The organism is Nitrospira defluvii, from assembly GCF_905220995.1.
GTDB classification, from domain to species: Bacteria; Nitrospirota; Nitrospiria; order Nitrospirales; family Nitrospiraceae; genus Nitrospira_A; species Nitrospira_A defluvii_C.
On the sequence record NZ_CAJNBJ010000017.1, the window covers coordinates 416,616 to 428,307 of the forward strand.

At 60.6% G+C, this 11,692-nt stretch carries 11 protein-coding genes; 7 read left to right on the top strand and 4 right to left on the bottom strand.

Annotation, left to right across the window (positions count from 1 at the left end):
* Positions 1–12 precede the first annotated feature (12 nt).
* On the top strand, positions 13–588 hold the full coding sequence (locus KJA79_RS17070; protein WP_213043264.1) for an OmpA family protein: 576 nt from the start codon (positions 13–15) through the stop codon (positions 586–588).
* A 209-nt stretch (positions 589–797) separates the two neighbouring features.
* A complete protein-coding gene (locus KJA79_RS17075; RefSeq protein WP_213043265.1) occupies positions 798–1,181 on the top strand; it encodes a CBS domain-containing protein in 384 nt (127 codons plus the stop codon).
* A 230-nt stretch (positions 1,182–1,411) separates the two neighbouring features.
* Here KJA79_RS17075 and KJA79_RS17080 read toward each other — a convergent pair whose 3' ends face one another.
* Positions 1,412–2,101 carry a winged helix-turn-helix domain-containing protein gene (locus KJA79_RS17080; RefSeq protein ID WP_213043266.1) on the bottom strand — a complete coding sequence of 230 codons (690 nt, stop codon included), beginning with the start codon at positions 2,099–2,101 and terminating at the stop codon, positions 1,412–1,414.
* Positions 2,102–2,361: 260 nt separating this feature from the next.
* Between KJA79_RS17080 and KJA79_RS17085 the strand changes: the two genes are divergently transcribed.
* Positions 2,362–3,873 (top strand): porin, encoded by a 1,512-nt coding sequence (locus KJA79_RS17085; protein ID WP_213043267.1) that lies wholly within the window; start codon positions 2,362–2,364, stop codon positions 3,871–3,873.
* Positions 3,874–4,336: 463 nt separating this feature from the next.
* Here KJA79_RS17085 and KJA79_RS17090 read toward each other — a convergent pair whose 3' ends face one another.
* Together KJA79_RS17090 and KJA79_RS17095 are read right to left on the bottom strand one after the other, a co-directional pair.
* The gene (locus KJA79_RS17090) at positions 4,337–5,023 is read right to left on the bottom strand and encodes a hypothetical protein (RefSeq protein WP_213043268.1); all 687 of its coding nucleotides are present in this window, start codon (positions 5,021–5,023) and stop codon (positions 4,337–4,339) included.
* Positions 5,024–5,194: 171 nt separating this feature from the next.
* Entirely contained in the window at positions 5,195–6,352 is a 1,158-nt protein-coding gene (locus tag KJA79_RS17095; RefSeq protein ID WP_213043269.1) for a PstS family phosphate ABC transporter substrate-binding protein, read from the bottom strand.
* 445 nt (positions 6,353–6,797) lie between these two features.
* Between KJA79_RS17095 and KJA79_RS17100 the strand changes: the two genes are divergently transcribed.
* The 4 genes from KJA79_RS17100 to KJA79_RS17115 all read left to right on the top strand — a co-directional run bounded on the left by KJA79_RS17100 (position 6,798) and on the right by KJA79_RS17115 (position 10,715).
* Complete coding sequence (locus KJA79_RS17100) at positions 6,798–7,280, top strand: phosphate-starvation-inducible PsiE family protein (RefSeq protein WP_213043270.1); 483 nt, start codon at positions 6,798–6,800, stop codon at positions 7,278–7,280.
* A gap of 177 nt (positions 7,281–7,457) precedes the next feature.
* Positions 7,458–7,697 (top strand): hypothetical protein, encoded by a 240-nt coding sequence (locus tag KJA79_RS17105; RefSeq protein WP_213043271.1) that lies wholly within the window; start codon positions 7,458–7,460, stop codon positions 7,695–7,697.
* Positions 7,698–7,739: 42 nt separating this feature from the next.
* The gene (locus KJA79_RS17110) at positions 7,740–9,626 is read left to right on the top strand and encodes a pyruvate kinase (RefSeq protein WP_213043272.1); all 1,887 of its coding nucleotides are present in this window, start codon (positions 7,740–7,742) and stop codon (positions 9,624–9,626) included.
* 306 nt (positions 9,627–9,932) lie between these two features.
* Positions 9,933–10,715 carry a sulfite exporter TauE/SafE family protein gene (locus tag KJA79_RS17115; protein ID WP_213043273.1) on the top strand — a complete coding sequence of 261 codons (783 nt, stop codon included), beginning with the start codon at positions 9,933–9,935 and terminating at the stop codon, positions 10,713–10,715.
* A 140-nt stretch (positions 10,716–10,855) separates the two neighbouring features.
* Here KJA79_RS17115 and KJA79_RS17120 read toward each other — a convergent pair whose 3' ends face one another.
* On the bottom strand, positions 10,856–11,575 hold the full coding sequence (locus KJA79_RS17120) for a response regulator transcription factor (RefSeq protein ID WP_213043274.1): 720 nt from the start codon (positions 11,573–11,575) through the stop codon (positions 10,856–10,858).
* Positions 11,576–11,692: the final 117 nt, after the last annotated feature.

Below are 11,692 nucleotides of genomic sequence, written 5' to 3' on the forward strand. Positions count from 1 at the left end.
CCGGAGGTTTCCATGAAATGTTTGCGCCCGTTTGCCCTGCTCGGACTCTGTGCCGTCGCCTCCCTCCTCTTCCTTGACGGCTGCGCGAGCAAAGCGGGAACCAGCGGAGGAAAGACGGTGACGCCGTCCAAACCGCGTGTCGAGGAACAGGTGGCCGCCGCACCGGTCCAAGAAATTCCGCCCCCACCGGAGCCGACGCCCGTTCCCTTGCGATCGGTGGAGATGGCCGCACGCAACGCGACCGGGGAGCAGAATATTCCCTTTCCGGATGTGCTGTTCGATTTCGATCAATACGTCTTACGCGACGATGCCCTCACTGCGGTGGAGGACAATGCCAAACGGTTGAGAGACAATCATGTCACCAAGGTGCTCCTGGAAGGCCGGTGCGATGAAATCGGCACCTCGGAATACAATTTGGTGTTGGGTGAACGGCGCGCCCTCTCGGTCAAGCGGTACCTCGAATCGTTGGGCATGAGCCAACTCCAAGTCGATGTCACGAGCTACGGCAAGGATCGTCCTTTGTGTTTGCAGCACAACCCGGTGTGCTGGCAGAAAAATCGCAGCGTCCACTTCGTCGTGAAAGAGTAGCCCCTCGTCCGGACGTCGTTCGTCCATGGCGGCATGCGCCGATCCGGTCATGCCGCCGGTTCGCTGCTCCTCCCTTTGCCTACGTAACACACAATTTACCATCGTCTAATCGTCCGGGAACACGGCGCGCGTATCGTACTGCGTCAACCATCGGTTCTGGATGCGGAGGCATCAGACCGGGTGGGAAACACATCACGGAGGTTATGCATATGGTCACAGTCAGTCAATTGATGACGAAACAGCTGGTGACGGTCCCGGTCGGAACGTCAGCGGCGGACGCCGCCCGAGTTATGAACGAGCGCCATGTCGGCAGCGTGTTTATCGAGCAGGACGACCGCGTGGTCGGCATTGTGACGGAGTCCGACATCGTCCGGAAAGTCGTCGGAGAGAACAAGCCGGTGCATTACGTGCCGGTGGAATCGATCATGAGCACCCCTGTCATCAGCCTGGACGAGCGCCGGTCGATCACGGAAGCGGCCGACCTCATGCAACATCACCATACCCGTCATCTGGGTGTGTTGAAGAGCGGCGCGATCGTCGGCGTGCTCTCGGTGCGCGATCTGCTCCAGCCGGTGTCGGTGGACGAGTTCTAACTCGCCACCCCATCGGGGCCTCGTCATCGGCGTCTGGCCGAGTCCCAGCCGGATAGATTCTTCCCTGTACAATCCCCTCCCCCGGGTTCTCCCCTGCCTTGGCGGCATACTCCCCGCCGTTCTTTCCGTTCGGGTACAGCCTACGGGCGCCTTGTACGCTCCCCGCGTGGTGAATCGACGGCGACCCGCAGGCTCGGCGGTATGGCGACATGGCGGTGGAACGGCGAAAGTTAGGAAGCTTGCAGTTTGTATCCGATGCCGCGGATCGTGACGACGAATCTTGGCTTGGAAGGATCCGCCTCGATTTTCTGACGCAGCGAGTGAATGTGGACATCCAGCGCATGTTCTTCGAGCGCGTAATCTTCTCCCCAGACGCGATTCAACAATTCCTGCCGGGACAGCACAACGCCAGGCGAGAGCAGAAACTGATGGAGGATGCGAAACTCTTTCGGCGTGAGCTCGACAAGTGTTCCTCCGACCGTTACCTCATGGCGCGCGGTATCCATCGCGAGGCCTTGGGCGCGAAGCACAGACGGAGCGGCCGCCGGCATCTGCTGTCGACGCAGAATCGCCCGGATATGGGCCAGTAGTTCGCGGGAGTGTGGAGAACAGAACACGAGGTCGAATCCGGCCTCCAACTCGGTAAGGCATTCATCTTGGCCGCAGGACTTGTCGAACGGTTGGAGTACGATAATGGGAATCGCAGCGGGAAATTGATCTCGACGGCCGCCCTCCTTCACGAGCAGCTGTCGATCCAGGAGAATCAGCACCGGAGGTCTCGCCCGAATCTCGCTGAGCGCGGAGGCGACGGTCGTCACCACGCAGGTACGATAGCCGTTCATCTCGAGCAATTTCCCCAGTAAACCGGTCGCCGTGTGGTCGGCGCTCACCAACAGCAACATTTTCTCCATGTCGCTCATGCGTCTGAATCCTCCTGTGTCCGGATCGGACTATGGCGGCAAAAGATTGTTCGACGGTAATCGACATGTTACGTGAGGGTAAATTCTCAGACGGTCTTACTCTCTCCGGCGGCTGTTTACACAGTCTTAACCAGGCGGTGACGGTGCCGTCACGAAGCGCACCGATAGTGCGCCCGTGAAATCATCCGGTTTTATCATCTGTACTGTGGGCCGCGATCATGGGCCGATCGGTACAAGCATCACACTATGAGGAGGCTTGAATGAAGTACGGGGGGATGTGTGTATTACAACGGGCTGCGGCGACGCTCGGTATTGCCGGCGCGCTCCTGTTCTTGCCGCTGCAGGCATCGGCAGGCGCAAACGATACCACGCCGGTGGTAGTCGCGCAGGGGCCTGTTCAATCCAGCCAGGGCCTCTCCGCCATGGAGACGGTCCCACAGGCGATACCCACTGCGAACAGTACCGACCGAGAAACATCGGGTCAGCGCCTGTCGATCGAGAGCACCTCGCTCGAAAGTCTGTTGCTCGAGAAAGGCGTGATCACGCAGGAAGACTGGATCCGTCTCAAGGCCGAGGAAGAACGCCGCGTGTTCGAACAGTCATCGGAATTACAGATGTCCGGCAATCCACGCTGGTATGAACGGATCCGCATGACCGGGTACATCCAATATAAGTACAACATGGCGGCCACGAATCGCCTGTTCGACAATCCTTTGGGCGACAGCTTCGGCGACCAGCAGGGCAATGAATTTTACATCCGCCGGATGCGGTTGGTGTTCCAGGGGCAAGTGTCGGAACGGGTGGCCTTCTTCATGCAATTCGCGCTCGAAGGTGGGCAACAGACGCCGGCAAACAATGAAATGATCGATGCCATGGTGGATTACTACCTCACCAAGGACAAGGTGCACCGCTTCCGTTTCGGTCTACAACGCGTTCCCAACGCGTTCGATACGTATCGGTCGAGCACAAACCGGCAGGAAATGGACCGGCACGAATCCATCCAGAGCGGCGCGCCGGGTGAACGCGATCTGGGCGTAGCCTACTACTGGAGTCCGAAGGTCGCACAGGAGCGGTTCACTCAACTGGCCGCGTATCACAACGGGCCCGGCGACTACGGTGTCTTCGGAGTCATGGTCTACAACGGACAAGGCAGGAGCCGGTTGGAGTTGAACAAGGATAAACATATCGGCGCCAAACTCTCCTATCCCTTCCAATTCCGAAACGGTCGACTGCTCGAAGCCGGTGTGCTCGGCTACCATGGCGTGTTTTCCGTGCAGGGAGCCAGCGCGCCGACGGGTACCGGGGCTGCGAAGTGTATCAGCCCATTAACCTCGGAGAGTGGCTGCGATATCAAGGATCAGCGAATCACGGCCTATGTCTGGACCCCTCCGCAACCTTGGGGTATCTTGGCCGAGTTCACCGTGGGGCGTGGACCGAAACGGAATGCGCAGACCAACTTCATCGAAGAGAGCAACGTCGTCGGCGGATATGTGCAAGGGTACTATACTTGGCGTTACTCGGATGTCGGCATGTTGACGCCGTATGTGCGTTACGGCGAATACTATGGCGGCTTCAAATCGATCAACGGGGCGCCGGACGGCCAATCCCGCACCTGGAATATCGGTCTGGTGTGGGAGCCGGATACGCATTTCAGAGTGGTGGCGGAGTGGATGTCCAAGGACGGTTTGAACAGCACGCTGGTTGCGAACCGTGCCCAAAACGACTTCGATGCCTCGCAGATGCGATTCATGACGCAATGGTTCTGGAACTGACGACAGTCTAGTCTGTGGCGGGCGTCCGGAATGAATCTCCAGGACGCCCGCCTTCCTGCTCGCCCGGCCCGCCAGCAGGATACGGAAAAAGCCCGCCGGCGGCGTTCTCGACATCCGTGAATCGTGAAGCGTATCTCGTGAGGATCCTCACCCGTGCTGTCACGCGAGATGAACGACGTTTCACGGACGACGGGTGATGAGGGGAGCCGACTAGCCTGCGACCGTTGTCTTCACATCAAGTTCGTCCCCGTTCTTCACGAACATATCCCCTACAGACACCGGCAGGCCGGCTGACGAGCTCGGCTCGCGTGGTCTCACCAGCCGCCTGGTGCAGGCCTCGGCCTCTCGGAGGACCGCCGGCCCGTGACGAGAGGCGATGCCATTCGTCACAGGATGTGGGCCGCCGACCGAGAAGACAGTACGTCTTGTCGGCTGGCGGCACGATCCTAAGATAGGAAAGGAATTACGGCGCCGGATGGACGGCCGAGGATCTAGGCTCGGCGGACAGCCGCCGAAGGTCGATGGCGAGAATGCGGCCTTCGTCGATATAGGGCCAAGCGGGTCGTTTGTCGGGCGCGGCCAGCGCCGAAGGCTGCGCGAATTCAAGTCGAAAACTCGTGCGCGCAATCGGAACGAGCGGACTGTCGATCGGATCAAAATCCGTTACCATGTTTTGGTTCATGCCATCGGTCGGGAGCGTCCGATCGTTGGCGAGGATCACCGTCAGATACCCGTCCTGGACGAACATCCCGCCGGACGTGACGGCCAGTCCGGTGTTGTTGTCGGAGAAACGACGGTAAAACGTCACCAGTTCGTCGGGTTTGGCTTCAGTCAGCGCCCGGCTGAGTCTCGGAGCCAAGGCCTGGATTTCAGTGGATGCAAAGGCGGGCTTGGGGCTAGCCTGTCCCGAGATCAAGGACCCGATGAAGCCGGATCGCGGAAAGACACGCAGGCCGCCCAGCACCTTCGCCATCTGTTCCGGGGAGATGTCGGCGGGGTGCTGATGGCTGGATTGCGCATGGTCATCCACGTACAGCCGGATCGCGGTGATGGGATCTTGGTACGAGGTGCGTGGCGGCGGCGGGGTGCTGCAGCCGAAGTGCGCCGCGGCGGCAAGGAGCAAGGGGAGGATGACTGTTCGACGCAACATGGGATCCATTCCTGTTCTCCAGTCTCTGGTTCGTGGGAACGCATGATCGGTGGTCATGAACATCGGGGGCCGAATCGCGCGCATCATACCAAAAAAAACAGAAAAGGGAGCGCCTTTTGCACCAGGCGCTCCCTGTCCGTTCCCTCGTCGCAGATGCGATGGAAAAGGAGGTTACCGTGTTCGTTGTTCGGCGATCCGCAGGTCCTGAGGCGGGAGGGTGACCATCGCCCCTTTGTCCAGCCCCAGCTCCTGGCGATTCTTCGCCACCTGCGTTGAGGTCAGCGGATAGAAGTTCGCCCGCGCCACGGTTTCCTGTCCCTGGCGGCTGTTCACAAAGGCCAGAAACTCTTCCACGACCGGATCCAGTTTGTCCTTCGGGCCCTTCTTCACGTACAGGTACAACGAACGGCCCAACGGATAGGCCCCTGAGGTGACGGTCTCGATCGACGGCAACAGGGCCGGTCCTTCGGGCTGGGCGGCAATGGGCACCTGGCGTACGGCTGAAATGTCGAAACCGGCGCCGGCATAACCCAGACCAAGCGGGTCTTGGGCGATCGCAATGATCTCCGAGGCCGAGCCCGGTTGCTCGACCACGTCGTCCACGAGCTCCCCGTCCTTCAGGGCGACATGTTTGAAAAACTCCCTGGTGCCGGAGCGCTTGTCTCTCCCGTACAGGTGAACAGGCTGCTTGGCCAGCGCGGAGTTGCCCATTCCGATTTGACTCCAATTGGTGATGGGGCCAAGGCCGCGTTTATGATCTTTTCCGAAAATAGCATCCACTTCCGCCAAGGTCAGGCGCTGAAGAGGGTTGTCCTTGTTCACATAGATGGCGACTGCATCCATGGCGATAGGCACTTCCAAGGGGCGATAGCCATAATTGGATTCAAAGCCCTTGGATTCCTCTTCCGTCAACTGCCGGGAAGAGGCGAGCAATTCGACCGTGCTCGATCCACCCGTTCCCCGGCCCTGTACCTTGTCCCCACGTCGTTGATAGGAGAGACCCAGCAGGAACTCGCGGATGGCGGCGCTCGACCCGGTTCCTTCGACCGCAATCTGTGCGGCTGGATGAAGGCTGGAGAACTGCGCGGCGAGCTTTGCAATCAGCGGCCGCATCGTATCCGAGCCGGCGATGCTCAGTTTCCCCTGGAGACCGTTGTGGTTCACATAGGGCTCGATTGCGGGGTCGACGTTGGGGCCGCCGCCGCTCAGTCCCGCGTGTTCGGCTGCAGCATGGCCAGCCGAAAAAGCCACTAACGTGCCGATGGTCACTGCCGCCAGCCTCGAAAGGCGCTTCCCCCTGATCCCCAGACCTGTTGTCACGTCACTCATGTCGTTCCTCCGTGTGAATAAATCTGATTCCCTCAATGTCGGCGCGAGTCGTGGTGCACAAAGTTCGTCGGTCGTACCATGCGCGGAAGATAAAATAACGCAATTGCTGTGTTATTAGCTGTTCGTTAACTCCGTGTTAACTCTTGCCGTTCCGGTCCTTCCCAGAGAAGTAACGGTGCCGTAACCGGCTCATAAGCCGGCTGGAACAGTGGTTTTCTAGACTCTGAAGCGAAGGTCGGCGCGAGAATTCAACGAGAATCCATCAAGGAGGTGTTCCATGCTGTCAGAGTGGTTGATGACGCCGGTGTCCACCAACGGCTCATTTTTTCTCTCGATGCTTCTGCTGGTCGCGCTGATCGCCGCGGTGTGGTCCGCGATGATCAGGAACGGGTGGTGAAGTCCAACGGGAAGCCTATGTCGATACACACGAAAGGATTATGAACGGATGACGTTTTCAGAACTGCAACCACGCATCAATCGGATCAACGGGTTCATCGATCGCGTCTTGGATACCGATCTGACCGACGTCTGGATGAAAGGGATCAAGGCCGTCCTCAGTCTGCTGATCCTGACGATCCTGACCGCCCTGACCGGCGGGGTGATCAAGACGTTTCTGGATATCGGCATGTTGCTGCACGCTCCGGTGGAGATCGGGCTCAGACAGATCATCGTCGATACGCTGATTCTGCTCGCAGTGGTGGAAGTGTTCAAAACCACCGTGACCTACTTTTCAGAAGGCCGCGTGAAGGTCACCTTCATCGTCGATACCATCCTGGTGGTGATGCTGACGGAGATCATTTCGCTCTGGTTCAAGGACGCCGATCACGCCAAACTGGTCTCGCTCGGCGCGATTCTCCTGGCGCTCGGCGCGATTCGAGTGGTGGCGGTCCGTTGTTCCCCTGCCCATGGAGAGAGCGCCGGCAAGTGATCTTCGAGTTGGGTGTCGTAAATGCCACGACAGCCGCTGCGGGAAAATTTACCCGACATTAACGTCCCCATGATTCGCCGGTGATTCGATCGCCCTACTCTATATCCTATACGCTGAGTGGCTTCCGTCAGGGCCGCTCGATCCTGTACCCGCCAACCACAAACCAGGAGGACCGCCATGGCGCCTTCACCCCTGTCTTTCGAGAGTGCCGCCTTGATCTGTGATCTCTTGAGCGTTCGCCGGTCGTTGACCTTGGAACAGCTCGTGGCCCTGTTGCCTGAGCTGACCTGGAATCAGGTCTTCACCACCGTCGATGACCTCAGCCGTCGCGGCGAGATCATCCTCTTCCGCCGGGGCTTCACCTATGAAGTCGAATGGTCGGCCGTGAGACCCAAGGCGCTCTCATGCGTCGGGTAAGCACGTCTCACAGCCCTCTCATCGGCGTGATATCCTGACCGCATGGAGCAGAAGGTTTCCCACACGGAACAAGACCTCGATGCGGTGCTCCGGGATCTCCTCGACCTTCAGGAGGACGTACTCGCCGCGCCCGCCCATTCACAGGGACGGTTGGCGAAGCTTCACGCGAACTATCGGTGGAGCGCCAGAAATCTTCTGCAGTACCTGGCCCTTCGGCGCCGCGACCTGCGTCCGTTACAGCATCGGTTAGCCTGCCTCGGACTCTCTTCGCTCGGCCGGTGCGAGTCGCACGTGCTGGCAACGGTCGAGACCGCTCTCCACGTGGTGCATCGCCTGGCGGGCCGGACCACGCCCGCGGACCCGCAGGAGAGCAGCCTCGATTTTGCCTCCGGCAGGCGATTGCTCGCGGACCATACCGATGCCCTCTTGGGTCCCGCGACCTCGGGGCGCGGGGTCCGCATCATGGTCACCATGCCGAGTGAAGCGGCGGACGATCCCCTCCTCATCCATAAGCTGCTGCAGCAAGGCATGAACTGCATGCGAATCAACTGCGCCCATGACGATCCTGCCGCCTGGTCGCGGATGATCGAGCATTTGCGTCGGGCCGAACGCGCCCTCAACCGATCCTGTCGCCTCGTGATGGACTTGGCCGGTCCGAAGCTCCGAACGGGACCGCTCGATTCACAACTGGCGGTTGCGCGGATACGACCGCAGCGGGATGCCTATGGACGGGTGACGAGCCCTGCGCGAGTATGGCTGACGGCGGATGCGCAGCCGCCGGTTCCGGCGGACGCCTGTCTAAGTGTTCCTCGCGAGTGGCTGGCCCGTCTGAAACGCGGCACCGATATCCGCTTGTGCGACGCGCGCGGCGCAACGCGGAGCCTGGAGGTAGTTGAGGTGATACAGGGCGGTTGTTGGGCGGAGGCGTGTAAGACGATCTATGTGGTACCGGGTACGGTCCTGACCTCGGGGCAGCGCACTACCAAGCGAAAATATCGGGAGGCCGCGGTGAGTGCCATTCCCTCCGGAGAGCCCGCCATTGTGCTGCGTCGCGGTGACGTCCTGCATGTCACGCGGGATCAGCGGCCTGGCCGTCCCGCAGCGGTCGATGCCGATGGAACGGTGCTCACGTCGGCGACGATCGGCTGCACCCTGCCTGAGGTGAGCGACGATGTGCGGCCTGGCGAAACGATCTGGTTCGACGACGGCAAGATCGGCGGTGTGGTGGAGGTCGTGGAGCAGCAGCGGATGGTCGTCCGGATCACCCATGCCCGGGAGCAGGGTGACAAATTGCGGGGCGACAAGGGCATCAACCTCCCCGAGAGTCGCCTCCGTCTTCCGGCGTTGACGTCGAAAGACCTCGAAGACCTGGCCTTCGTGGCGGAGCACGCCGATGTCGTCGAGTTATCGTTCGCGAATACGATCGAGGATGTCGAATCGCTCCAGGATCATCTCGCGCGCGCGGGCGACCGGCAGCCGGCCATCGTGCTGAAGATCGAGACCAGGCGCGGGTTCGAAAATCTCCCGGATATGTTGCTGACTGCGATGCGAGCCCCCAGTTGCGGAGTGATGATCGCCCGCGGCGATCTGGCCGTCGAATGCGGCTTCGAACGGTTGGCGGAGGTGCAGGAGGAAATCCTCTGGCTCTGTGAGGCAGCCCATGTTCCCGTGATTTGGGCCACACAAGTCCTCGAATCGCTGGCGAAGGACGGCATGCCGTCGCGGGCCGAGATCACGGACGCGGCGATGGGCGACCGCGCGGAATGTGTCATGCTCAACAAGGGGCCCCACATGCTCAGCGCCGTGCGGTTGTTGGATGATATTCTCCGGCGGATGCAGGAGCATCAAACCAAGAAACGGGCCATGCTGCGCGAGTTGCGACTGGCCCATACCTTGTCGCCGGATCTCGGCCCAGGCCCTATTGCCTAGCAGGATGCGGAAAAAGTCCGCCAGCGGCGTTCTCGCAAGACACGGCCGCCTCACCGACTCGGCGGCGTTCACAAACGTGCCGCACGTTATTCCGCGCGGCGTGAACCTCAGCGGCTCACCGTACCGCAAGAGTACGATTCGCCCCTTCGCTTACTGCGGCCTTGCTGGACGGCCTTTTTGCGCATCCTGCAGTGCTTGCTGACGCGGGAGGGCATGTGGAGCTCACCGCGCGCTATGAGGCAAGAATCGAGTGTTTCCGCAACCTGTTAAGAAGGCCGATCCGGACAGAGGTGTGAGGATGTGTGGATGGAAATCCTGCTGATCGGAGCGGTGGCCTTGCTGGCCGCCGGTCTGACCTTTTTTTCCGGGTTCGGCATTGGGACGATCCTGATGCCGGTGTTTGCGCTGTTCTTTCCGGTTCCCATGGCCATCGCCGCCACCGCGGTGGTGCATGTCGCCAACAACCTGTTCAAATTCGGATTGATGGCCAAGGATGCCGACTGGCGGGTAGTGGCTCGGTTCGGCATTCCGGCCGCCTTTGCCGCATTGGGTGGCGCGATGCTGTTGACGTTGTTCGACCGCCTGCCGGTCCTGGCCGGTTATCGTCTGGGCCCTGCCACGTTTCACGTCACACCCGTCAAGGCTGTGATCGGGGTGCTGATCATGGTGTTTGCTTTGCTGGAATTTTGGCCGCGTTTCCAATCCGTGACCTTCGCGCCGCGGTGGCTCCCGCTGGGAGGAGCGCTTTCGGGCTTCTTCGGCGGCCTCTCCGGCAACCAAGGCGCACTCCGTTCGGCATTTCTGCTGAAAGCCGGCCTCTCGAAAGAGGCTTTTATCGCGACAGGCATTGTTTCGGCAGTGATCGTGGACGCGTCACGGCTCCTGGGCTATGGCATCGGGTTCATGGCCGATCAGTTCACGCGATCCGTCGACCTGGCGGCGCCGGTCCTCGTGGGGACGGTCTGCGCCTGCCTGGGATCCTATGCGGGGATGCGGTTGTTGCAGAAGGTCACATTCGTCGCCGTGCGGATCGTCGTCGCGGCGGGGATGTTGGTGATCGGACTGGGGCTTATCACCGGATTGCTGTAGCAGGATGCTGAACAGGTCTGCGGCGGCGTTCTCCACATCCGTGAATCGTGAATCATGAGACGGAACTCATGAGGATCCGCAACAGAGCTGTCACGAGCGACGAACGAGGCGCGCACTCTTCTTTGGTGTCGGTTCACCCATCACAATTTTCCCGCCGGTGAAACCGGGCGAGGCGCCCCGTGCAATCGATAGCGGAATCCCGGCAGGAATTCGATGGAGCCTGCCTGGCTGTTCTCGAGCTTGCGGTGAAGCGTGCGAACGTGCCGTGCCACGTCGTCCGGGAACAGCTCGTGCCGTTCGCTCCCGATTGCGGCGAGAAAACCCATCGCCGATACGAGTTCACCCTCCCGCTCCAGCATGAACCGGAGGAGTGACAATTCCATCTCCGACACCGTGACCTGCCGCTCGTGCAGGGTCACGACGAAACAGGCTTCCTGCACCGTCAACCCATCATGGGAGAGCGTCGCTACCGGCGCACCGGAATGCGCGCTTCGACGCAGAACCGCTTGCACACGTGAGACGACCTCGCGCGGACTGAAGGGCTTCACCACGTAATCGTCCGCGCCGGATTGGAGTCCGGCGATCCGGTCTTCCTCGGTGCCGAGGGCCGTCACCATGATGATGGGAATGCGGCAGGTGGCCGATGTACTGCGCACCAGCCGGCAGATCTCAGGCCCGCTGAGACCCGGCAACAGGAGGTCCAGCAGGATCAACGACGGACGCAACCGTTGAGTCTCATGCCATCCGCTATGACCATCGACGGCGAGCGCGGTCGTAAACGAGGCTTGCCGGAGCGCACGGTCGAGCAACTGCGCATGCAGCGGTTCATCCTCGATGATCTGGATCAACGGAGCACTCATGACAGGGCAGCCTACGTACCAGGTGTTTTCACCGGCTCAATACCCTGTTTCGACGGCGTAAATTCCACCGGCCCGCTGCGACGGCCTGAACCGGATCGATCAGAATTAACGCGCAAG

Bases quoted from the DNA above. Each gene is read 5' to 3' on its own strand.
- KJA79_RS17095 (WP_213043269.1), bottom strand. From the start codon at position 6,352: ATGAGTGACGTGACAACAGGTCTGGGGATCAGGGGGAAGCGCCTTTCG.
- KJA79_RS17100 (WP_213043270.1), top strand. From the start codon at position 6,798: ATGACGTTTTCAGAACTGCAACCACGCATCAATCGGATCAACGGGTTC.
- KJA79_RS17080 (WP_213043266.1), bottom strand. From the start codon at position 2,101: ATGAGCGACATGGAGAAAATGTTGCTGTTGGTGAGCGCCGACCACACG.
- KJA79_RS17075 (WP_213043265.1), top strand. From the start codon at position 798: ATGGTCACAGTCAGTCAATTGATGACGAAACAGCTGGTGACGGTCCCG.
- KJA79_RS17115 (WP_213043273.1), top strand. From the start codon at position 9,933: ATGGAAATCCTGCTGATCGGAGCGGTGGCCTTGCTGGCCGCCGGTCTG.
- KJA79_RS17105 (WP_213043271.1), top strand. From the start codon at position 7,458: ATGGCGCCTTCACCCCTGTCTTTCGAGAGTGCCGCCTTGATCTGTGAT.
- KJA79_RS17070 (WP_213043264.1), top strand. From the start codon at position 13: ATGAAATGTTTGCGCCCGTTTGCCCTGCTCGGACTCTGTGCCGTCGCC.
- KJA79_RS17110 (WP_213043272.1), top strand. From the start codon at position 7,740: ATGGAGCAGAAGGTTTCCCACACGGAACAAGACCTCGATGCGGTGCTC.
- KJA79_RS17085 (WP_213043267.1), top strand. From the start codon at position 2,362: ATGAAGTACGGGGGGATGTGTGTATTACAACGGGCTGCGGCGACGCTC.
- KJA79_RS17120 (WP_213043274.1), bottom strand. From the start codon at position 11,575: ATGAGTGCTCCGTTGATCCAGATCATCGAGGATGAACCGCTGCATGCG.
- KJA79_RS17090 (WP_213043268.1), bottom strand. From the start codon at position 5,023: ATGTTGCGTCGAACAGTCATCCTCCCCTTGCTCCTTGCCGCCGCGGCG.